The sequence below is a fragment of the Streptomyces sp. NBC_01003 genome, from assembly GCF_045162695.1.
Taxonomy (GTDB): Bacteria; Actinomycetota; Actinomycetes; order Streptomycetales; family Streptomycetaceae; genus Streptomyces.
On sequence record NZ_CP108707.1, the window covers coordinates 6,824,928 to 6,847,210 of the forward strand.

The 22,283-nt window shown below is 70.6% G+C and carries 19 protein-coding genes; 7 read left to right on the plus strand and 12 right to left on the minus strand.

Features of this window, described 5'->3' with window-relative positions; translation table 11 throughout:
• Positions 1-52: 52 nt before the first annotated feature.
• The 8 genes from OG698_RS31065 to OG698_RS31100 all read right to left on the minus strand — a co-directional run bounded on the left by OG698_RS31065 (position 53) and on the right by OG698_RS31100 (position 11,551).
• A complete protein-coding gene (locus OG698_RS31065; protein WP_406106942.1) occupies positions 53-2,992 on the minus strand; it encodes a glycoside hydrolase family 35 protein in 2,940 nt (979 codons plus the stop codon).
• 113 nt (positions 2,993-3,105) lie between these two features.
• The gene (locus OG698_RS31070) at positions 3,106-4,266 is read right to left on the minus strand and encodes an aldose epimerase family protein (RefSeq protein WP_406106943.1); all 1,161 of its coding nucleotides are present in this window, start codon (positions 4,264-4,266) and stop codon (positions 3,106-3,108) included.
• 59 nt (positions 4,267-4,325) lie between these two features.
• Entirely contained in the window at positions 4,326-5,576 is a 1,251-nt protein-coding gene (gene mmsB, locus OG698_RS31075; protein ID WP_399979861.1) for a multiple monosaccharide ABC transporter permease, read from the minus strand.
• A gap of 5 nt (positions 5,577-5,581) precedes the next feature.
• Positions 5,582-7,108, minus strand: a complete 1,527-nt coding sequence (gene mmsA / locus OG698_RS31080; RefSeq protein WP_406111389.1) for a multiple monosaccharide ABC transporter ATP-binding protein — start codon at positions 7,106-7,108, stop codon at positions 5,582-5,584.
• 58 nt (positions 7,109-7,166) lie between these two features.
• The gene (chvE, locus tag OG698_RS31085; RefSeq protein WP_406106944.1) at positions 7,167-8,276 is read right to left on the minus strand and encodes a multiple monosaccharide ABC transporter substrate-binding protein; all 1,110 of its coding nucleotides are present in this window, start codon (positions 8,274-8,276) and stop codon (positions 7,167-7,169) included.
• Between the two features lie 5 nt (positions 8,277-8,281).
• Complete coding sequence (locus tag OG698_RS31090) at positions 8,282-9,274, minus strand: hypothetical protein (RefSeq protein ID WP_399979853.1); 993 nt, start codon at positions 9,272-9,274, stop codon at positions 8,282-8,284.
• A 100-nt stretch (positions 9,275-9,374) separates the two neighbouring features.
• A complete protein-coding gene (locus OG698_RS31095) occupies positions 9,375-10,391 on the minus strand; it encodes a zinc-binding dehydrogenase (protein WP_406106946.1) in 1,017 nt (338 codons plus the stop codon).
• Complete coding sequence (locus OG698_RS31100; protein ID WP_326775894.1) at positions 10,388-11,551, minus strand: mandelate racemase/muconate lactonizing enzyme family protein; 1,164 nt, start codon at positions 11,549-11,551, stop codon at positions 10,388-10,390. Before OG698_RS31100 ends, OG698_RS31095 begins: the two co-directional genes overlap by 4 nt.
• A 226-nt stretch (positions 11,552-11,777) precedes the next feature.
• On the opposite strand from OG698_RS31100, the gene OG698_RS31105 reads away from it, so the two are divergent.
• Positions 11,778-12,455, plus strand: coding sequence for a hypothetical protein (locus OG698_RS31105; protein ID WP_406106947.1), 678 nt, complete (start codon positions 11,778-11,780; stop codon positions 12,453-12,455).
• A 119-nt stretch (positions 12,456-12,574) separates the two neighbouring features.
• Here the strand turns inward: OG698_RS31105 and OG698_RS31110 are convergent, their stop codons facing one another.
• Positions 12,575-13,051: a MarR family winged helix-turn-helix transcriptional regulator gene (locus OG698_RS31110; protein ID WP_406106948.1), complete on the minus strand. Its 477-nt coding sequence runs from the start codon at positions 13,049-13,051 to the stop codon at positions 12,575-12,577.
• Between the two features lie 88 nt (positions 13,052-13,139).
• On the opposite strand from OG698_RS31110, the gene OG698_RS31115 reads away from it, so the two are divergent.
• From OG698_RS31115 to OG698_RS31135, 5 genes are all read left to right on the plus strand, one after another.
• Entirely contained in the window at positions 13,140-14,171 is a 1,032-nt protein-coding gene (locus OG698_RS31115; RefSeq protein WP_406106949.1) for an NADP-dependent oxidoreductase, read from the plus strand.
• 73 nt (positions 14,172-14,244) lie between these two features.
• The gene (locus OG698_RS31120; RefSeq protein WP_100591911.1) at positions 14,245-14,667 is read left to right on the plus strand and encodes an organic hydroperoxide resistance protein; all 423 of its coding nucleotides are present in this window, start codon (positions 14,245-14,247) and stop codon (positions 14,665-14,667) included.
• 68 nt (positions 14,668-14,735) lie between these two features.
• On the plus strand, positions 14,736-15,533 hold the full coding sequence (locus tag OG698_RS31125) for an EI24 domain-containing protein (protein ID WP_406106950.1): 798 nt from the start codon (positions 14,736-14,738) through the stop codon (positions 15,531-15,533).
• Positions 15,534-15,580: 47 nt separating this feature from the next.
• Positions 15,581-16,390 carry an NAD(P)-dependent oxidoreductase gene (locus tag OG698_RS31130; protein WP_399979833.1) on the plus strand — a complete coding sequence of 270 codons (810 nt, stop codon included), beginning with the start codon at positions 15,581-15,583 and terminating at the stop codon, positions 16,388-16,390.
• A 19-nt stretch (positions 16,391-16,409) separates the two neighbouring features.
• Positions 16,410-16,739, plus strand: coding sequence for a YrdB family protein (locus tag OG698_RS31135; protein WP_406106952.1), 330 nt, complete (start codon positions 16,410-16,412; stop codon positions 16,737-16,739).
• A 19-nt stretch (positions 16,740-16,758) separates the two neighbouring features.
• On the opposite strand, the gene OG698_RS31140 is transcribed toward OG698_RS31135, so the two are convergent.
• Positions 16,759-17,367 carry a TetR/AcrR family transcriptional regulator gene (locus OG698_RS31140; RefSeq protein WP_406106953.1) on the minus strand — a complete coding sequence of 203 codons (609 nt, stop codon included), beginning with the start codon at positions 17,365-17,367 and terminating at the stop codon, positions 16,759-16,761.
• A 94-nt stretch (positions 17,368-17,461) separates the two neighbouring features.
• On the opposite strand from OG698_RS31140, the gene OG698_RS31145 reads away from it, so the two are divergent.
• Complete coding sequence (locus OG698_RS31145; RefSeq protein ID WP_406106954.1) at positions 17,462-19,900, plus strand: glycoside hydrolase family 3 protein; 2,439 nt, start codon at positions 17,462-17,464, stop codon at positions 19,898-19,900.
• 93 nt (positions 19,901-19,993) lie between these two features.
• On the opposite strand, the gene OG698_RS31150 is transcribed toward OG698_RS31145, so the two are convergent.
• Together OG698_RS31150 and OG698_RS31155 are read right to left on the minus strand one after the other, a co-directional pair.
• Positions 19,994-20,986: an aldose epimerase family protein gene (locus OG698_RS31150; RefSeq protein ID WP_406106955.1), complete on the minus strand. Its 993-nt coding sequence runs from the start codon at positions 20,984-20,986 to the stop codon at positions 19,994-19,996.
• Between the two features lie 31 nt (positions 20,987-21,017).
• Positions 21,018-21,938: an SGNH/GDSL hydrolase family protein gene (locus tag OG698_RS31155; RefSeq protein WP_406106957.1), complete on the minus strand. Its 921-nt coding sequence runs from the start codon at positions 21,936-21,938 to the stop codon at positions 21,018-21,020.
• Positions 21,939-22,283 lie beyond the last annotated feature (345 nt).

Consider the following 22,283-nt stretch of genomic DNA (forward strand, 5'->3'; position numbering starts at 1 on the left):
GTGGCCGGAGGGGATGTCGCCCTCCGGCCACTCAGTGGCATTCAGGGAGTGGTTACACGCCCGGCGACAGAACCGCCCGCACCTCCACCCCGCCCGCCGCGCTCCCGAGGAGCGTCAGCTGTACGTCTCCCGGGCCCGCCGGGGTCGTGCCGTCGGCGAGGACGGCCAGGGCGAGGGTGTTGGCGCCACGGGTGCGCAGGATGCCGTTCGGGACGGCGAACGTGTGCTGGGGGCCCACGTCGTTGATGTACTGGCCCATGTTCCAGCCGTTGACGTAGAACTGGACGCGGTAGGCGTGGGCCGGGTCGTCCGTGAACGTGAGGCCGATCGAGGCGTCCACGTCGTGGTCGACGGCGAGCCGGAACGTGGTGCGGTACCAGGAGACCCCCTGGCGTGCCGGGCCGTCGACCGGGAACGTGGCCCGCTCCCAGCCGCCGTCCGCGTCGAGATCGAGCCCCGGCAGGTGCCAGCCGTGCCGCTCCCCGTACAGGCCGCCCGTGTTGAGCGGGCCGCGCACCGGGTCCGTGCCCGAAGCGCCCTGGATGCGCCAGGTCACGGCCGGGTCGGCACCCGTGAACGCCACCTCGGTCAGGCCGCGCGCCGACTTGTGCGAGTCCCGGGCGCCGCCGTCCTCGTCGTGCTGCATGCGGCGGACGAGGACCGAGAGGACATGGCCGCCTGCGGTGCGCAGTGCGGCGGGCAGGGCGAAGGCCGCCGTCGCCGTCCACGTGCCCTGGGTGGACTGGGCCGACGTCGGCACCGGCATCCGGTGCGTGCCGAGGGGGCGGCCGTCGAGCCAGGCCATCAGCAGGCCCTGGGTGCCGGTGGAGTACGCCAGGTTCACCGACTCGACGCCGCTCGCGTCGTCGAACGAACCCCGGTACCAGACATCGCCGTAGTGGAAGCCGTAGTCGTCGGCGAACAGGACGGGCCGGCCCGCGGGCACGGGCGTCGTCGAGTACGACGTCGCCTTGTCGGCGACGGTCCAGTACGTGTCGTCGAAGTCCTGCTCCGACTCCGGGTTTTCGGGCCGTTGCTGCCAGTGTGTGAGCGCGGGCAGCTGTACCTCCGGAACGCCCGGGAGTGCCCGCTCGGCGGCGAAGCTGCCGGAAGGAGTGGTGCGCACATGGACCGGGCCGTTGTTCCAGGTGATCCGCTGCACGCCGCGCGGCGCCCACACCTCCAGGTCGGTGTCCTCGATCGTGTCGCCCGTCAGGTGGAGGGTGGCGCCGTCGAGTACGGCCCGGCGCAGCAGCGCGGGACCGCGGACGAGGACCGGGCCCGAAGGGGTGTCGTAGCGCCAGAGCCGCGCTGATGTCTCGTCGTCCGCGAACAGGACGAGGAGCGTGCCGCCCACCAGTACCCTCACCAGGCCGCCCAGGTGGGTGGCGATGCGCAGGATTCCGTCCTCGTACGTCGCGGTTGCCGGCCCGTCGAGGACCGAGACCTCCGGTTCCTCCTCGTACGCGAAGGCCGCCTCGGCCGGCTCTCCCGGCCGGCCCGCGAACACCGCGACGTCCCGGCGCCCCGCACTCAGCTGGATCATCGGCTGGACCGTCGAGTACGCCAACTCCCGTTTCCCCAGAGCGGTATCGGCCAGGACGAGCTTCGCGTCCTTCGCGCCGACCGTGACCTCCGAGCTCACCGAGCCCAGCGGCAGCGTCGATGTGATGGACGCCGACGTGTCGTTGCGCAGGACATAGACGTGCGCGCCCGTGTCGGGATTGGTCAGGTGGTAGACCTTCAGGGCCGGGTCGGCGGCCGCCGTGTCCTGCGCCCGGTCCAGCTTCGCCAGGTCCGGTACGGAGCGGAGCAGTTGGCCCATCTGGTGCATGGGTGTCAGCTTGGACGTGACATTGCGCGCCTCGTCGAGGGCCGCCCCGTAGTCGTACGACGTGTAGACGACCGGCGCGGGGAGCCAGCCCCAGCTGGTGCCGCCGAACGTCATGTAGACGTTGTGGATCTTGATTCCGTTGGCGAGGTTGGTGAGGTAGAAGCGCCGCTCGTACGCCGCGTCGCGGGTGCGCCGAGACTCCTCGTATCCCTTGCCGGAGAACACGGCGCCGCCCCACGGGTCGAACCAGCCGCCCCCGAACTCGGCCAGGAGGCCAGGGGTGTCGGGGCTCGCCGTCGACCCGCCCTTGGCGCCGCCCACGCCGAAGTAGCCCCAGTCCGGCGGGTTGCCCGACGGTGACGGGTATCCGTCGAATCCGTAGAGGTAGCGGCCGGACTCGTCACCCGTGCTGAACGAGCCCGGAGCCCAGTAGCCGTTGCGGCCCTTGTCGTTGTGGAACAGCGGGACGTCGATACCGTCGGCGCGGACCTTCGCGTACAGGTGCGCCATGTAGTCCTTGCCGGCCGGGCTGGTCACGTTCGAGGCGTACTCGTTCTCCAGCTCGTAGAGGACGACCGTGCCCTTGCCGCGCGTGTACTGGTAGCGGGCGATGATCTCGTTCACGGCCGTCAAGTACTCGTCCACGTACGCCAGATAGGTGGGATCCGAGGTACGGGCCGTGCCTTTGGTGGCCGTCAGCCAGCCGGGGAATCCGCCCGCGTCGACCTCCGCGTTGATGTACGGGCCGGGGCGCGCGATGACGTACAGACCCTCCTCGGCTGCCGTCTCCAGGAAGCGGCCGAGGTCGCGCACGCCCGTGAAGTCGTAGACGCCGGGGGCTGGGGAGTGGAAGTTCCACGCGACGTAGATGCTGATGGCGTTGTAGCCGTGCGCGCGCAGCTTCTGCAGCACGTCACGCCACAGCGACGGGCTCGGTAGCCGGAACGGGTGCACCTCGCCCGACCACAGGACGACCCGGCTGCCGTCCACGAGCAGCGAGTACTTGTCGAAGGCGACGGTGTGCGTCTGCCCGTCGGCCTCGGGTACGGGGGCGGTCGTGTCGTCGGGAGTGGCTGCGCCCGCCGTCGGCAGCGGCAGGGCGAGGCTCGCCGCGGTGGTGGCGCTGAGCGCCGTGAACGTGCGTCTGCTGAGCTTCAACTGACGTCTCCATAGGGCTTGGTGAAGTGAGTGCGAAGGGGCGAGGAATGACACCGGCCTCGCCCGTGGTCGTTACGGGCGAGGCCGGAGGATGTGGGTGGGGTGGGGGGCGGTCAGGCGCTGAACGAGTGCACTGTCGTCGTCCGGTACGTCTCGCCCGGGCGCAGCACCGTCGACGGGAACGCCGGACGGTTCGGCGAGTCCGGGAAGTGCTGCGTCTCCAGGCACAGGCCGTCGCCCTGCCGGTAGGTGCGCCCGGAGGGGCCGGTGAGCGTGCCGTCGAGGAAGTTGCCCGAGTAGAACTGGACGCCGGGCTGATCCGTGGCGATCTTCAGAGTGCGGCCGGAGGAAGGGTCGCGCAGCGTCGCGAAGTGCACGGGCCGCGCCGTGATCCCCTTGTCGAGGACCCAGTTGTGGTCGAAGCCCTTGGCGGTGATCAGTTGCGGGTGCGCGGTGCGGATGTCGCGGCCGATCGGCTTCGCGGAGCGGAAGTCGAACGGGGTGCCCGCGACCTTCGCCCGCTCACCGGTCGGGATGAGCCCCGAGTCGGTGGGCGTGTATCGGGAGGCGGCGAGCGTGAGTTCGTGGTCGTAGATACCGCCGCTGCCCTCGCCCGCGAGGTTGTAGTATGTGTGGTTCGTCAGGTTCACGACGGTCGCCTTGTCCGTCGTCGCCTCGTAGTCGATGTGCCAGTCGCCGCTCGCCCTGAGGGTGTACGTGACCGTCACCCTGAGCGTGCCTGGGTATCCCATCTCGCCGTCGACCGACGTGTAGTGCAGCTTCAGCCCGACGTCGGAGCCGGAGGTGAAGTCCTCCACGTCCCACACCCGCGTGTTGAAGCCCTTCGCCCCGCCGTGCAGGGAGTTGACCCCGTCGTTCACGGAGAGCTGGTACGTCGTGCCGTCGAGTGTGAACCGGCCGTTCGCGATGCGGTTGCCGTAGCGGCCGATCGTGGCACCGAAGAACGTGGTCCCGGCGACGTAGTCCTCGATGGTGTCGTAGCCGAGGGAGACGTTCACGTACCGGCCGTGGCGGTCCGGTATCTCCAGGGACTGGATGATGCCGCCGTAGGAGAGGACCTTCAGGCGGGTGCCGCCGTTCTCCAGGGACCAGCGGTAGATCCTCGTGCCGTCGGCGAGCTTGCCGAAGGGCTCCTTCACGGGTCTCCTGCCTCCCGAGGCGGAGCCTGAGGCGTGGGCTGTTCCGCCCAGCGCGGTGGCGGCTGCACCGGCAGCGGCGGCCGATGCGAGGAGAGTGCGTCTGCTCAGTTCCATGTGCGGCTCCCTGAAAGGGTGGGGCCCCGCCGGGCTTCGGCCGACGGGGCCGAGCTGACCTACGAACCGACCTTGCGCTTGTTCCACACGTCGAAGCCGACCGCCGCGAGCAGGACCAGGCCCTTGATGACCTGCTGCCAGTCGGTGCCGACGCCGACGAGGTTCATGCCGTTGTTCAGGACGCCGAGGACGGTGCCGCCGATGATCGCGCCGAGCACCGTGCCGACGCCGCCGCTCATCGACGCGCCGCCGATGAACGAGGCGGCGATCGCCTCGAGTTCGAAGTTGACGCCCGCCTTCGGCGACGCGGCGTTGAAGCGGGCCGCGAAGACCAGGCCCGCGAGGGCCGCCAGCATCCCCATGTTGAGGAAGACCGCGAAGGTGACCTTCTTGTCCCGGACGCCGGAGAGCTTCGCCGCCGGCAGGTTGCCGCCGATCGCGTACACATGGCGGCCGATCACCGCGTTGCGCATCACATAGCCGAAGGCGACGAGGAGCACGGCCAGGACGATCAGCACCACGGGCGCGCCCTTGTAGCTGGCGAGCAGCAGGGTGAAGACGAGGACGGCGGCGACCAGCGCGGTGAGCTTCAGCGCGAACAGCTTCGCGGGCAGCACGTCGAGCGCGTACTCCTGCTGGCGCTTGCGGTCGCGCACCTCCTGCCACACGACGAGGGCGATGAGGCCCAGGCCGAGCAGCAGGGTGAGGTTGTGGTAGTTGGTGTCGGGGCCGACCTCGGGCAGGAAGCCGTTGGCGACCTTCTGCAGCCCTTCGGGGAACGGGCCGAGCGTCTGCCCCTTGAGGAAGATCTCCGTCAGACCGCGGAAGAGCAGCATGCCCGCCAGGGTCACGATGAACGACGGTATGCCGAGATAGGCGATGAAGAAGCCCTGCAGGGCCCCCGCGAGCGCGCCGACGGCGAGGACCGCGATGGCGGCCACCGGCCACGACCAGTGGTGCGTGACCATGAGCACCGCGGCGAGCGCCCCCGTGAACGCGGTGATGGAGCCGACCGACAGGTCGATGTGGCCCGCGATGATGACGATCATCATGCCGATCGCCAGGATCAGGATGTAGCTGTTCTGCAGCACCAGGTTCGAGACGTTGCGCGGCAGCAGCAGGTCGCCGCCCGTCCAGACCTCGAAAAGGATCACGATCAGGCCGAGGGCGAAGAGCATCCCGTACTGCCGCATGTTGCGGCGCATGCCGTCGATGATCAGCCGGCCGAGGCCGGTCGCGTGCCCGGTGTCTCCGGATTCCTCCGGTGCCGCGGCGCCGGCCGGCGAGCCGGCCTCCAGGTTCGTGCTCATCGGTCCTACCTCTTGTCCTTGGTCATGTGCCGCATCAGCACTTCCTGGGTGGCCTCCGCTCGCGGGACCTCACCGGTGAGCCGTCCGGCCGACATCGTGTAGATCCGGTCGCACATGCCGAGCAGCTCGGGCAGTTCGGAGGAGATGAAGACAACGGCCTTGCCCTCGGCGGCCAGTTGGTCGATCACCGTGTAGATCTCGTACTTCGCGCCCACGTCGATGCCGCGGGTCGGCTCGTCGAGGATCAGCACGTCCGGCCCCGCGAAGATCCACTTGCTGAGGACGACCTTCTGCTGGTTGCCGCCGGAGAGCCGGCCCACGGGTTCGGAGACGTTGGGCGCCTTGATGTTCATGGACTTGCGGAAACCCTCGGAGACCTTCCGCTCCTCGTGCTCGTCGACGACCCCGCGCCGGGCGACCTTGCGCAGCGCGCTCAGCGAGATGTTGCGGTTGATGGAGTCGATGAGGTTGAGGCCGTAGTGCTTGCGGTCCTCGGTGACGTACGCGATGCCGTGCCCGACCGCCTCGGGGACGGTGCGGGTGCGGATCTCGGTGCCGTCCTTGAGGACGCTGCCGCCCGCGTACTTCCCGTAGGCCCGCCCGAACACGCTCATCGCGAGTTCCGTGCGGCCCGCGCCCATCAGCCCCGCGATGCCGACGATCTCCCCGCGGCGCACGTTCAGGGACACCGAGTCGACGACCTTGCGCTGCTGGTCGATGGGGTGGAAGACGGTCCAGTCGCGGATCTCGAGGGCCGGCGCCGCCGTGTGGTCCTGCGGGTGCGGGGTGCGCTCCGGGAAGCGGTGGTCGAGGTCGCGGCCGACCATGGCGCGGATGATCCGCTCCTCGGTCGTCTGAGCGGCCTTCACGTCGAGCGTCTCGATGGAGTGCCCGTCGCGGATGACCGTCACCGAGTCCGCGACCCGGGCGATCTCGTTGAGCTTGTGCGAGATGATGATCGAGGTGATGCCCTGGCCCTTCAACTCCAGGATCAGATCGAGGAGTTTGCCGCTGTCCTCGTCGTTGAGCGCGGCTGTCGGCTCGTCGAGGATGAGCAGCTTCACCTCCTTCGACAGGGCCTTGGCGATCTCGACCAGCTGCTGCTTCCCGACGCCGATGTCGGCGACGCGGGTCTGCGGGTGCTCGTTCAGACCGACGCGCCGCAGCAGGTCCGTGGCGTGCTTGAGGGTTTCGCCCCAGCTGATCACGCCCCGCGTGGCGTGCTCGTTGCCGAGGAAGATGTTCTCGGCGAGCGAGAGGTACGGCACCAGGGCGAGTTCCTGGTGGATGATCACGATGCCGCGCTTCTCGCTCGCCCCGATGTCCTTGAACCGGCACGGCTCGCCCTCGAAGAGGATCTCCCCCTCGTAACTGCCGTGCGGGTGAACGCCGCTGAGGACCTTCATCAGCGTCGACTTCCCGGCGCCGTTCTCCCCGCAGACGGCGTGGACCTCGCCCGCGCGGACGCTCAGAGAGACGTCCGCGAGCGCCTTGACGCCGGGAAAGGTCTTGACGATCGAGCGCATTTCCAGGACGGGTCCCGCCATGGTCGTGCCTTTCTGCTCCGTGTGAACCGGTGGTGTGGGCGGGCTACTTGAGGTCGCTCGCCTTGATGTAGCCGGTGTCGATGAGCTCCTTCTGGTAGTTGCTCTTGTCGACGCTCACCGGCTGGAGCAGATAGGACGGCACGACCTTCTTGCCGTTGTTGTACGAAGTGGTGTCGTTGACCTGCGGCTTCTTCCCCTTCAGCACCGCGTCGACCATGCTGGAGGCGACCTTGGCCAGCTCCCGGGTGTCCTTGTAGACGGTCTGGGTCTGCTGGCCCGCGACGATCGACTTCACCGAGGCGACCTCGGCGTCCTGCCCGGTGACGACGGGCAGCGGCTTGCTCGCGGAGCCGTAGTCGTCGGACTTGAGGGCGGACAGGATGCCGATCGAGATGCCGTCGTACGGGGAGAGGACGGCATCCACCTTGGCGGAGGAGTACGACGACGTGAGCAGGTCGTCCATGCGCTTCTGCGCGGTGCCGCCGTCCCAGCGCAGCGTCGTGACCTTGTTGAGCGCCGTCTGGCCGGACCTGACCACGAGCTGCTTCTTGTCGATGTAGGGCTGGAGCACCTTCATCGCGCCGTTGAAGAAGTACTTGGTGTTGTTGTCGTCGTTCGAGCCCGCGAACAGCTCGATGTTGAAGGGGCCCTTCTTGGAGCCGTCCTTCAGACCCAGCTTCTCGGTGATGTACGTGCCCTGGAGCCGGCCGACCTTCTCGTTGTCGAAGGAGGCGTAGTAGTCGACGTAGGGGGAGTTGAGCAGGAGACGGTCGTAGGAGATGACGGGGATGTCCGCGTCATGGGCCTCCTTGAGCACGTTGGAGAGCGCGTCGCCGTTGATCGCTGCGATGACCAGCGCGTCCACGCCCTGCGTGATCATGCCCTCGAGCTGCTGGACCTGCTGGTCGACGTCGTCCTCGCCGTACTGGAGGGTCGTCTTGTAGCCGGCCTTGTGCAGCGTGGCGACCATGTTCTTGCCGTCGGCTATCCAGCGTTCGGACGACTTGGTCGGCATGGCGATGCCGACGGTCATCTCCTTCTTGTCCTTCGTGTCCTTGCTGCCGCCCTCACTGCTCTGCCCGCAGGCGGTCAGGGCGAGGGCGAGAGCGGCGGCTCCCGCCACGGCGGAAACGGCACTTCTGCGGTTGCGCATGGTCATCAGTCCTTGTCGGTCGCGTCGTGGGGAGCGGAAACGGTGAGCGGGAAACGGTCGAGAGCGCCCGGCAGCCGCGAGCCGAGCGGCGACATGCCGCCGTTCGCGCCGTGCCGGGCCAGCAGGTCGAGCGCGAGCCGGCCGCGGCGCACGCGCTCACGGGCGGTGTCGAGAGTGACGTCGCGCAGGTGGGCGCCGTACGGGTAGATGGCGGGGGCTTTCGCGAGCCCGAACTTCAGGTACAGCGGCGCCCCGCGGCGGATCAGCTCCGCGATCTCGTACATCCGCACATAGCCGCCGAGGTCGTCCGGCGCCTCGACGTACAGGTCCATGGGTGCGGCGGAGACCCGGCGGATCTCGGTGAGGTGGGCGAGGGTGAGGTCGCTCGGCACGTTGAGCGAGTCGGCGCCGAGCCGCTCGAAGACGGCGTAGGACGCCGGGTTGACCGGCCCGATGAGCGCGGAGACCTTGAGCGTGGTGTCACGGGGAATCACCCCCTGCTCGCGGGCCCGGTGCAGGGTCCACAGCACGCCTTCGTCGGCGACGAGCAGGCACTTCACGCCCAACTCCGTGGCCCGGACGGCGTCTTCCACGCATCCGGCGACGGCGTCGTGGCCGCGGGCGCGCAGGCCGGCGCCGTGCGAGTCGGTGCGCACGGAGGCGCCGGTGTCCCAGGTGCCGCGCGGCCCGGTGAACAGGCACAGCTCGATGTCCCGCTCGGCGGCCGACTCGACCATCTCGGTGATCTCGGCGTCGGTGAGCATCCACACGCCGCTGCCCTGGCTGATCCGGTGGACCGGCACGTCGAGGCGCGAGGCCTCCTTGAGTACGACGGCCAGCGCCTCGGGCCCCTCGACGGAGGGGATCTCGGTGCGCCAGGTGCCGCCGTCGGGGAAGGCGTGCGGGGAGGTGTCGGCGTCGGCGGTGGAGGGGGCGGACAGGCCCAGGGCCGCGAGGGCGGGTTCGCCGGGGCGGCGGGGAGAGGGGGAGTCGGTCACGGGCAGTCCTTCACGTTCGGTGTTGTTCGGTATTTCGAACCAAGTTCGGATCGGTGGGTGTGGGCACGCCCGGAACGTGCCGGGAGGCAGGAGCCAGGGCTTACGAGAGGCCCTGGGGGCGCAGCAGCACCTTCCCCACCTCGGGGTCACCGGTTCCCACCAGCTCGATGCCGTACGGGAATTGATCCAGCGGCAGCTCGTGCGTCACCAGCGGCAACGGATCGAGCAGCCCCGCGCCGAAGACCCGCACGGCATGCGCCCAGGCGGCCGGCGGCGCCCCGAACACGGTCCGCACCTCCAGCTGCCGCACGACGAGGCCGGTCGGGTCGAGCCCCGCCGCACCGGACGCCGGGAGCCCGGTGAGGACGAGCCGCCCCCCGCGCCGCAGCAGCGACGCCGCGGTACGGGCCGAGTCCGCGGAGCCGGCGGTCTCGATCACCACGTCGAAGTCGCCGGGCAGCTCCTGGTCGGGCGTGCGGAAGTGCGTCGCGCCGAGCTGTTCTGCAAGGGGGGCCCGTTCGGGCCGCGTGTCGACGGTGAGGAGTTCGGCGGGGGAGCCCGCCGCGAGGAACTGCACGGCGAGCATGCCGAGGGTCCCCGCGCCGACGACCGCGACACGTTCGCCCGGCCGCGCGTCCGCCTTGAGCGCGGCGGCGGCGACGCAGGCCGCGGGTTCGAGCAACGCGGCCGCCGTCAGGTCGGCGTCGTCCGGCAGGACGTGCAGGAGCCGGGCGGGCAGGGTGAGGGTGGCGGCCATGGCACCGGGTTGCGTGAACCCGGTCTCCTCGTACCCGGCCGTGCACAGCGTGGTCTCGCCGGCGTGGCACCGGTCGCAGACCTGGCAGTTGCGGAAGCCCTCGCCGACGACCTTCCTGCCGACGAGCGACTGCGGCGCGCCCGGTCCGACGGCCTCGACGGTGCCGGACCACTCGTGCCCCGGAGTGAGCGGGTACCGCACGTACCCCTCGGGCCGGTTGCCCTGGTACACCTCGCGGTCGCTGCCGCAGATGCCCACGGCGTGGACGCGGACCAGCGCCTCGTCGGCACCCGGCGGCGTCGGCTCGTGAGGAACGATCCGGTACGCGCCCGGCGCCTCGACGACGACCGCGACGCTCACCGCGTACCCTCCGGCCGGCGCTGCTCCCAGCCCTCCGCCCACAGGTCGAACCGCGCCTGCTGCTGCGGGAATTCGGCCGCCGCGTCCACGTCGAGCTCGACCCCGAGCCCCGGCGCGTGCGACAGCTCGAAGCACCCGGTCTCCGGATCGACCTGTGGCGCGCCCTTCACGACCTTCTTGATGGCCGCGTCCGCGAAGTCGTTGAAGTGCTCCAGAACCTTGAAGTTCGGTGTGGAGAAGCCGACTTGGAGCGAGGCCGCGGTCAGCACGGGACCGCCCACGTTGTGCGGCGCGACCAGTACATAGTGGGACTCCGCCGTCGCCGCCAGCTTCCGCGTCTCCCAGATGCCGCCGATGTGGCCGACGTCCGGCTGGATGATGTCCGCGGCCTGGCTCTCGAACAGCTCACGGAACTCGATCCGGTCATGGATCCGCTCACCCGTGGCGACCGGGATGTCCACCCTCGCGGCCACCTTCTCCAGCGCCTTGAGGTTCTCCGGCGGCACCGGCTCCTCCAGCCACGCGGGCTTGAAGGGAGCGAGATCGCGCGCCAGCCGGATGGCGGTGGAGGGCGAGAACCGGCCGTGCATCTCCAGCATCAGCTCGGCGTCGGGCCCGATCGCGTCGCGTACCGCCTCGATCAACGACACGGCGTACAGGCTCTGTTCGTGGTCCAGCTCGTAGTGCCCCGTCCCGAACGGGTCGATCTTCAGCGCCTTGTACCCGCGCTCCATCACGGCCTGCGCCGCCTTGTGGTACGCCTCGGGGGTGCGCTCGGTGGTGTACCAGCCGTTCGCGTACGCCTTGACCCGGTCCGTCACCTTGCCGCCGAGCAGCTGCCACACCGGCACACCGAGCGCCTTGCCCTTGATGTCCCAGCAGGCCATCTCGACGACCGCGATGCCGGACATCACGATCTCTCCGGCCCGCCCGTAGTCCCCGTACTTCATGCGCCGTACGAGGTCCTCGGTCGCGAAGGGGTCCGAGCCGACGATGTGGTTGGCCTGAGCCTCCTTCAGATAGCCGACGAGCGCGTCGGTGTGGCCCAGCATCCGGGTCTCGCCGACCCCGGTGATCCCCTCGTCGGTGTGCACCTGGACGTAGGTCAGGTTGCGCCAAGGCGTCCCGACCACGTGTGTGCTGATTCCCGTGATGCGCACGGCAGTTGCCCCCTGCGACGTTCGATATTTCGTCATGCGTTCGAAATCTTGGCGTGACAGTAAGGAGGTGCGCGCGGGGTGTCAATGGTTCGTGCACCCGGTCGCCCGGTACGCCGTGCACAGAAGCCATATGGAGGGTCAATTCTTCGGAACACGCAGTTCCGCACAGAACATTCACAGCCCCGGCTTTTTCCGTTACCGGCGCGGCGCCTAGCCTCCATGCGTCATGGATTACTGCCACCCGTGCCGAAGGCACCTCAACGGCGCCCTCGCCTGCCCTGGGTGCGGCACGCCCGCCGAAGCGTGCCGCGCGCACGCGGAGGCGCTCGCGGCGCAGGAGTCGGCCGAGAGTGCCGACGCCCCCTATGCCGACGAACCCACGCACACCCGCCGCTCCCGCAGGGAACGCCGTGAGCGCGGTGCCCGCAGGGCCCACCGGCGCCGGCGCAACAAGATCGTGATCGCCGCCGCGGGGCTCGCGCTCGCCGCGGGCGGCCTCAGCTTCGCGGAACTCGGCACCGAGTCGTCGGCGGACGGCGACGCGCACGGCTCGTCCTCGTCGGCCGAGGAGGCCGCCGACCAGGAGGCTCAGGCCGCCGCATCCTCGGCGGCCGGCACTCCGACCGGCGCCGCCGCGGCCGAGGCGGACCCGCAGGCGTCGAGCGCCTCGGCGTCCCCCTCCCCGTCCGCGTCGGAGTCCGAGGACGCGAAGAAGGGCAAGGAGACGGACGGGCCGAAGGAGGGGACGGAGGGCCACGCCACCTCCGTGCCCGCCGCCACCCCGACGCCGCACGCCCCGACCGGCCCCGGCACGCCCGCCCCCGGGCCCGCCACGACACCGCCGCCCCCGCCGCAGCCCACCCCGACGGAGACGTGTGACCGCTTCCTGTGGTGGTGCACCTAGTTCCTGCGGGACGGCGCGGCCGATGTCGGGCCGTCACGTCGTTCGCCTGAAGGTCGTCCCCCGCAGCCGGCGTCAGGCCCCCACGTCGTTCACCTGAAGGTCGTCCCTCGCGGCCGGCGTCAGGCCGTGGCGTCGCCGTCCAGCATCATCTTGGCGAGGAGCCTGCGCAGCGCCACCCGCTCGTCGTCGGTCAGCGAGGCGATGGCCCCGCGCGCGAAGCCCAGGTTCCCCTGCACGCCGCGCGCCATCCGCACACCCTCCGCCGTCGGCGCGGCCAGCTTCACGCGCCGGTCGGCCGGGTCGGGGCGGCGCTCGACGAGGCCGCGCGCTTCCAGCCGGTCGATGAGCCCGGTGATGTTCGACGGCTCGCAGTTCACCTGCTGGGCTATGCGCCGCATGGGCATCGGCTCGCGCGAGAGCAGATCGAGAACCCGCGCCTGCGCCGTGGTGAGGCCCTGGCCCGAGGCGGCCTGCTCGTACTCCTTGTAGTGACGCGAGACCAGCGTGCCGATCAGCTCGACCAGGTCGGCGGTCGCGGGATCGGCTGTCACGAGGTCGTCTGTCACGGGTTTCGGGGCGGAGCTGCTGGCGGCCATGTACTCCATCGTACCCATTTACTTGACACTATGAAATATCGAGGAGCATGGTTGTTTCAGTAAGTGAAGCAATCAGGAGGCCCCCGCCATGTCTGTCGACACCCCTCAGATCCCCGCCATGAGCCGCGAGTGGCAGCTGACCAGCCGCCCGGTCGGCTGGCCCAAGCCCGAGGACTTCCAGCTCAGCGAGGTGGAGATCGCCCAGCCCGGCGCCGGCCAGGTGCTCGTCAAGAACCTGTACGTGTCCGTGGACCCGTACATGCGCGGCCGCATGAGCGCCGCCAAGTCGTACGTCGCCCCGTACGAGCTCGGCACGGCGATGCAGGGTGGCGCGGTCGGCGTGGTCGTCGCCTCGAACGACGAGGGTGTGGCCGTCGGTGACCATGTGCTGCACTTCAACGGCTGGCGCGAGTACGCCACCTTCGACGCCAAGCAGGCCGTGAAGGTCGACCCTGAGGCCGCGCCCCTGTCGACGTACCTCGGTGTCCTCGGCATGACGGGCCTGACGGCGTACGCGGGTCTCCTGCGCACCCTGTCCTTCAAGGAGGGCGACACGGTCTTCGTCTCCGGCGCGGCCGGTGCCGTCGGCAGCCAGGTCGGCCAGATCGCCAAGCTCCTCGGCGCGGGCCGCGTCGTCGGCTCGGCGGGCTCGGCCGAGAAGGTCAAGCTCCTCGTCGAGGAGTACGGCTTCGACGCCGCCTTCAACTACAAGGACGGCTCCGTCTTCGAGCAGCTCAAGAAGGCGGCCCCCGACGGCATCGACGTCTACTTCGACAATGTCGGTGGCGACCACCTCGAAGCGGCGATCGGCCAGCTCAACCGCGACGGACGCATCGCGATCTGCGGCGCGATCTCGGTCTACAACAACACCGAGGCCGCCCCCGGTCCGCGCAACCTGTCCCGCCTGATCCAGACCCGCGGCCGGATCGAGGGCTTCCTCGTCGGCGACCACTACGACCTCCAGCCGCAGTTCGTGCAGCAGGTCGGCGCCTGGATCCGCTCCGGCGAGCTCAAGTACCGCGAGACCGTCGTCGAGGGCATCGAGAACAACCTGGAGGCGTTCCTCGGGGTTCTGCGCGGCGACAACATCGGAAAGATGATCGTCAAGCTGGGGGAGTGACCCCGGTCACGCTCGTTCCTTCCGGGATTCGGTAATCTCTTTCCGCCTATCGGATCGAATGAGGGAGCACGGGATGCCCATCCAGCAGTCGGACGTCGTCTACACCGCCGTGGCCACCGCGGAGAACGGCCGTGACGGCCGCGTCTCCACGGACGACGGCAAGCTCGACGTCGTCGTGAACCCGCCCAAGGAGCAGGGCGGCAGCGGCGCCGGCACCAACCCGGAGCAGCTGTTCGCCGCCGGCTACAGCGCCTGCTTCCAGGGCGCGCTCGCCGTGGTCGCCCGCCAGGAGAACGCCGACATCTCCGGCTCGACCGTCACCGCGCACGTGGGCATCGGCAAGAACGACGAGGGCTTCGGCCTCATCGTCGAGATCGCCGCCAAGATCCCGAACGTGGACGAGGCCACCGCCAAGTCTCTGGTCGAGAAGGCCCACCAGGTGTGCCCGTACTCCAAGGCCACCCGCGGTAACATCACGGTCACGCTCTCCGTGTGACCGATGCGACCCGGTCCCGGCCCGTACCCCGCGCAAGGGGTGCGGGCCGGTCCCCATAGGGTGTCCCCATGCATGATCTCGGGGCGGGCTTCGGCTACTTGGTGAAGGGCCAGCGCTGGGTCTCCCAGCACGGCAAGCAGTTCGGCACGGGGCTCCTGCCCGGCCTGATCACCCTCGTCCTGTACGCGGCCGCGCTGATCTGCCTGACCCGGTGGGGCGACGACTTCATCACCTGGGCGACCCCCTTCGCCGACGACTGGACCTCGCCGTGGGCCGGCCTGTTCCGCGGCTTCCTGACGGCCGTGCTCTTCGCCCTGGTCCTGCTCCTCGCCGTCCTCACCTTCACCGCCGTGACCCTCCTGATCGGCCAGCCCTTCTACGAGTCCCTGTCGGAGCAGGTCGACCTCGCCGAGGGCGGCCACGCCCCCGAGTCGGGCCTCACGCTCTGGCGTGAACTGTGGATCTCGGCCCGCGACAGCCTGCGCACCCTGGTCCGCGCCGCCGATTGGGGCATCCTGCTCTTCGCCCTCGGCTTCCTCCCGTTCGTCGGCCAGACCGTCGTCCCGGTGATCGGCTTCTTCGTCACCGGCTTCTTCCTCACCGAGGAGCTCACCGCGGTCGCGCTCCAGCGCCGCGGAGTCGATCTGCGTGAGCGCCTCGCCCTGCTGCACGCCCGCAAGGGCCTGGCCTGGGGCTTCGGCACGCCGCTCGCGGTCGCGTTCCTGGTGCCGTTCGTGGCGGTGTTCCTGATGCCGGGAGCGGTGGCCGGCGCGACCCTGATGGCCCGGGACCTGCTCGGCGAGACGACCCCGGAACCGGCGCCCGAGCCCGCCCCGCACCCCACCGGCGACCCGGTCACGCACTGACCCCGAGAGCCCGGTCCGATCCGGGCGGGACACGCTAGCGTCGGGGCATGGAAAAGATCGCCTTCCTCGGCCTCGGTCACATGGGCGCGCCCATGGCCCGCCATCTCCTCGACGCCGGACACCCGTTGACCGTCTGGAACCGCACCCCGGCGAAAGCCGCCCCGCTCGTCGAACGGGGTGCCGTCCTCGCCGACACCCCCGCCGACGCCGTGCGCGACGCCGACGTGGTCATCACGATGCTCGCCACCCCGGACGCCGTGTCCGAGGTCGCCGACGCCATCGCGCCCGAACTGCGGCCCGGCACGTACTGGGCGGAGATGTCGACCATCGGCCCCGACGCCGTACGGCAGCTGGCGGCGCGACTCGGTGACGGGGTGACCCTCGTCGACGCCCCGGTCATGGGCAGCACCGACAAGGCCGAGGCGGGCGAGCTCGGCATCCTGGCGGGCGGCGACGCGGACCGGATCGAAGGCGTACTCGCCCACCTCGGCACGGTCACCCGCACCGGCGCGCCCGGCTCCGGCGCCGCTCTCAAACTCGTCGTCAACACCGCGGTCATCGGCGGCGTCGGCCTGGTCGCCGAGGCCATGGCGCTCGCGGACGCGCTCGGCCTGCCCGAGGACGTCGCGAAGGGCGCCCTCGCCGCGGGCCCCCTCGGCGGAGCCGTCGCCCGCGCCTTCGCGCAGGGCGTGCACTTCGGCTCGGACCTCGCCGTCAAGGACATCGCCCTGGCCACCGAGACCACCGAACTCCCGGCCATGGAAGCCGTGTTGGGCCATTTCAAGCAGGCCGCGGCGGACCCGTCCCTCGTCCACGAGGACATCGCGCGGGCCGTGACCCGTATCCGCGAACGGTAGGCCGGGCCATACTGCGCGCATGAAGACGGCGAACCTGGGTGTGCTCTTCCTGATCGAACTGGCGGCCCTCGCGGCCGTCGGACGCTGGGGCTTCACCCGCGACGTCCCGGCCCCGCTCGCCTGGCTGCTCGGCCTCGGGGTCATCGCCGTGATGATCACTTCGTGGGCGCTGTTCGGGTCCCAGAAGGCGTCGCACAAAACGCGGGGCGCGGGCCGGGTCGCCTTCGAGCTGGTGTGGTTCGGGGCGGGCGCGGCCGCGCTCCTGCTGGCCGGGGCCGTCGGCTGGGCCGTCGCCTACGTCCTGGTGTGCGGGGTGAGCAAGACGCTCGCGGTCGTCTGGCGCCAGTAGCCGCCGCGCACGCGGGAGTTCACCCGGGGCCCGCGTCCCCCGCGTCGCCCTCGCCGCCCTCGATGAGCGCCAGGAAGTCGCGGAACGCGCCCGGCATGTCCACCGACTCGGGGTCCAGCAGCCACTGGTACTGCAGCCCGTCCATCACCGCCACGAGCAGCGGCGCCGCCCGCTCGGGCGTGAGGCCGCCGGGCAGCCGCTCCCCGTATTCGGTGCGCAGCACCGCGGCCATGCTCTCCCGCACGCTCCCGTACCGCTCGGTGAAGTAGGGCCGCGCCGGGTGGTCCTCCGTGACGCTCTCGCCGAGCAGTGCGGAGAACGTCTGCACGATGCTGGGCCGCATCGCGTTGTACTCGACCAGCGAGGCCAGCAGGTCGAGCCGCCACCGGCCGTCCGGCACCGCGTCCCACTGGTCGCGCTCCTCCAGGACCGCGACGAGCAGGGCCTCCTTGGTGCGGAAGTAGTGCAGCAGCCCCTGCTGCGTCAGCCCGACACGCTCGGCCACCGCCCCAAGCGTGGCACCGCGGTACCCGCGCTCGGCGATCACCTCCAGGGCGGCACGGAGGATCTCCGCGCGCCGTTCCTCGCTCCTGGCGGTTCTCGTACCCATGCCGTCACCGTACGACATCGTTTATAACGGCGACATAACGAAACCTACCGATCTACAGGTATTGGGTGCAGGATGGCGGCCAAGGGCCGGACTTCAACGAGGAGGCGCCGCCGTGGCGGAGACCCAGCAGGACCAGGCACGTGAGGCTGTCGTAGAGGCGGCGCTCGGCAAGCTCGACCTCGACACCAAGGCGAATCTCCTCGCCGGGCAGGACATGTGGTCCCTGCCCGCTGTCCCCGGCATCGGCCTCGGTTCGCTGGTGATGTCGGACGGCCCGATCGGTGTCCGCGGCATCCGCTGGACCGCCGACGACCCCTCGATCGCCCTTCCGTCACCGACGGCGCTCGCCGCCACCTGGGACCCCGAACTCGCCTGCAGGGCGGGTCGGTTGCTCGCCCAGGAGGCCCGCCGCAAGGGCGTCCACGTGCTGCTCGCCCCGACCGTCAACCTGCACCGCTCGCCACTGGGCGGCCGGCACTTCGAGGCGTACAGCGAGGACCCGTATCTGACGGGCGCGATCGGCACCGGGTACGTGCGCGGCGTGCAGTCCGGCGGCGTCGGCACCACCGTCAAGCACTTCGTCGGCAACGACGCCGAGACCGACCGCTTCAGCGTCGACAACACCGTCTCCGCCCGCGCCCTGCGCGAGCTCTACCTCGCCCCCTTCGAGGCCATCGTCGAGAACGCCCACCCCTGGGGCATCATGACCGCCTACAACAGGGTCAACGGCACGACGATGACCGAACACCGCTACCTCGTGAACGAGGTGCTCCGCGGCGAATGGGGCTTCGACGGCTTCAACGTCTCCGACTGGATGGCCGCCCGCTCCACCACCGGCGACATCGAGGGCGGCCTCGACGTCGCGATGCCCGGCCCGCGCACGGTCTACGGCCCTGCGCTCGCCGCCGCAGTCCGTGCCGGCGAGGTCGAGGAGTCCACCGTCGACGAGGCCGTGCGCAACGTGCTGCGCCTCGCCGCCCGCGTCGGCATCCTCGAAGGCGCCGAACCCGTGGTCACCGAGGCCCCGGAAGAGATCGACGGCGAGGCACTCGCCCGCGAGATCGCCCGCCGCGCCTTCGTCCTCGTACGCAACTCCGGTGCGCTTCCCCTCCGTTCGGGCGGCAGTGTCGCCCTCATCGGCGCCGCCGCACGCGACGCCCGCGTCCTCGGCGGCGGCTCCGCCACCGTCTTCCCCGCCCACGTCGTCTCCCCGCTCGACGGGCTGACCGCCGTGCTTCCCGAGGGCACGCTCACGTACGCCATCGGCGCCGACCCGAACGAGGAACTGGCCGCCGCGGGGGCCGGGTTCGAGCTGCGCGCCCGCTGCCTTGACGCCGTCGGCGACGTCATCGGCAGCGCGTCCGTGCCCGGCGGCCGCATCCAGTGGATCGGCGCCGACCTGCCCGACGGCGTCACCCACGACACCCTGCACACCGTCGAGATCACCGGCACCTTCACCCCGCGCGCCTCCGGGCCGCACACCTTCGGCACCCAGGGCATCGGCGGCTTCACTCTCACCGTCGCCGGACAGACCGTCTTCGACGGGGAGCAGCCGCTCGCCTCCGCCGCCGACCCGTTCGCGGCGTTCTTCGGCAGCCCCGTCGGCCGCGGAGACGTCGACCTCGTCGCCGACGAGCCCGTCGACGTCTCCCTGCGCTACGTCGTCTTCAAGCCTGAGGGCGCCCCGCTCCAGGCCATCGCGTTCTCGCTGGTGCACCGCGAGCCGCAGCGCGACCCCGACGAGCTGATCGCCGAGGCCGTCGAGGCCGCGCGCGCCGCCGACACCGCGGTCGTCGTGGTGGCCACCACCGAGCGCGTCGAGTCCGAGGGCTTCGACCGCAAGGACCTGTGCCTGCCGGGCCGTCAGGACGACCTCGTCCGCGCCGTCGCCGCCGCCAACCCGAACACCGTCGTGGTCGTGAACTCCGGCTCCCCGGTGGAACTCCCGTGGCGCGAGGACGTCGCGGCCGTGCTCCTGAGCTGGTTCCCCGGCCAGGAGGGCGGCGACGCCCTCGCCGACGTCCTCACCGGAGCCGAGGAGCCCGGCGGCCGGCTGCCCACCACCTGGGGCGCGTTCGAGGACGCACCCGTCACCGAGGTCACCCCCACCGACGGCCGGCTGGCCTACACCGAGGGAGTGTTCATCGGCTACCGCGCCTGGGAGAGGTCGGGCGCCACCCCGTCGTACGCCTTCGGCCACGGCCTCGGCTACACCGACTGGACGTACGAGTCGATCGAGGTGCGGGACGTGGGCGCGACGGCTGTGGTCCGGGTGCGCAACTCCGGTGAGCGGTCCGGTCGCGAGGTGGTCCAGGTCTATCTGGCTCCCGAACAGGCCGACCCCGCCCGCCCGGCCCGCTGGCTGGCCGGCTTCGCGGGAGCCGAGGCGGCACCCGGCGAGAGCGTCGAAGTCACCGTCCCGCTGCCGCGCCGCGCCTACGAGATCTGGGACGAGAACGCCAACGCGTGGGCACACCAGGCGGGCGCGTACGAGGTGGAAGCGGGCCGCTCGGTCATGGACCGGCGCGTGAGCACGCGGATCGAGGCCTGAGCGGATTCGCAGGGTCCGGGTCCAGGTCCGGGTCCGCGTCTGGGGGGGGCGGGCCCGGGGGGTGTTGGTGGTACGGGTTCCGGTTCCGAGGGTTCAGGCGCGGGTGCCGAACCCGTACACCGTCTCCGAACGGAACACCTGACCCGGCCTCAGTTCCGTCGACGGGAACTGGGGCCGGTTGGGGGAGTCCGGGAAGTGCTGGGTCTCCAGGGCGATCCCGGCGCCGGGCGCGAACGGCAGCGTCTCGTCGAAGTGGTCGCCCGTGTACAGCTGGAGCCCCGGCTCGGTCGTCGCGACGGTCAGCGTCCGCCCCGACGCCGGGTCGTGCAGCTCGGCGACCCCCGTCGGCACCTCGGTGACCCCCTTGTCGAGGACATAGTTGCGGTCGTGGCCGAGCCCCGGCTTCCGCGGCTCCCGGAAGTCGAAGGCCGTCCCCGCCACCTCGGTGAACTCACCGGTCGGGATCAGATCCCCGTCCGCCGCGGTGAACCGCGAGGCCGTGATGCGCACCTCGTGCCCGCCCGCCGCGTCACCGGAGCCCGCACCGCCCAGATTCCAGTACGAGTGGTTCGTCAGGTTCACGACGGTCGGCGCGTCGGTCACCGCCTCGTACGCGATCCGCAGCGCCCCGCCCTCGTCGAGCGTGTACGTCGCCGAGACCTCCATGCGCCCCGGGAAGCCCTCCTCGCCGTGCGGGCTCACCCGGTGCAGCCGTACACCGTGCTCCAGCGGGTCCGCGTCCCACACGCGCTTGTCGAAGCCGCGCTCGCCGCCGTGCAGCGCGTTCGTCCCGTTGTTCTGCGCCAGGTGGTAGGTCCGGCCGTCGAGCGGGAAGCGGCCGCCCGCGATCCGGTTCGCGTACCGGCCGACCAGCGCGCCCAGGAACGGCCCCGGATGGGCGAGGTACCCGTCCAGAGAGGGAAAACCGAGCGCCACGTCCGCCGTGGCACCGCCCCGGTCGGGAACCTCCGCCGACTGCACGATTCCGCCGTACGTCAGGACGCGCACCCGCACCCCGCCGCGTTCGAGAGTCCAGCGGTGGACGGGCGTGCCGTCGGGGAGCGTGCCGAAGAGTTCGCTGCGCATGATCGAGACCTTACGCCGGGGAGCCCCCGGTTCAGGTGATCGGCTCCGTGGCCGTCACCCGTCGGTACGCCATCGCCGCGAGCCGCGACTGGCCGTCCTTGCTGGGGTGGAACCAGTCCCAGTGACTCAGCTGCTTCCCGTCGAACCGGTAGTCGAAGACCGCCCCGCCGTCGTACCGGCACCGCTGATCCTTCGCGCACACGTCCGCGAGCACCTCGTTGTACGCCACCACCCGGTCCTGCACCGAGGCCCGGCGCTGCGTCGCCGCTGCCGCGAGGTCGTCCGGGTCGGCCAGCATCGACGAGCAGATGCCGAGCTTCCACACCTGCTTGCCCAGCGGATTCGTCCGGCCCGCCGACCACAGGCGCTTGAGGTCCGGCACGCTCGACACATACACCTGCGCCTTGGGCACCTCGCGCCGCAGCGTGCGCATCGCTTCCTCGAAGTCGGCGCGGAACGTGTCGACCGGCGTCATCGAGGCGGGCGTCGGCCGGCAGGCGTCGTTGGCCCCCGCCATCACCGTCACCAGGCCCGGCGACACCGCGGCCGCCTGCTCCATCTGCGCGGGAAGGTCAGCCATCCGTGCACCGGTGCGCGCGTAATTCCAACTGTGCGTGGCCGCCCGGTGCTTCCCCAGGAGCCGGACCGCGAGGCTGCGCACCCCGGTGTCGGAACCGGTCGCCCACGACACCTCCGGGCAGTCCGCGAGGACCGAGCAGGCGTCGAAGCCCCGCGTGATGGAGTCGCCCACGGCGGCAACGGAGCGCGGGCTCGTGTCCCACCTGGGGGTGGGCTTCGGGGACGGCTTCGTACCCGCCGTACTGCCCTTCGGCTCTGGGGAGTTGTCGCCGATCGCGTCGCATGCGGCGAGGCCCGCGGCACCGAGCAGAACCGCCGTCACACCGGCGACAGCGGCCCGGACGGCAGCTGACCGGTGGCTTCGGATCCGCATCCCGTTGTCCTCTCTCACCGCTTCTGGCCGCCGCCGGCGCCTCTGTCGTCGAACGTGACGCCGCGCACCCTGCCGCGGTTGAGTCCCCGCGGGTGAAACGTCGGCGTTTGAGGGCGCCGGGACCGACGGTACGTCACACTCCTTGCGCCGCCACACGGTAGCCTCGCCCCGTGGCGGCCCGGCCACTGCTGTCACGGCAGCGACAGGACGGTCGGCCGACCCAGTGAAACCCCGCAATACAGCTTCCGCTAAATTACATCACGTCACATCTGTCCCTTTTTTCCTGGTTCCCCTGGTTCAACTGGTCTTTGGGGAAAAATGCTCGGCACGGGCGCGAGGCCGCCG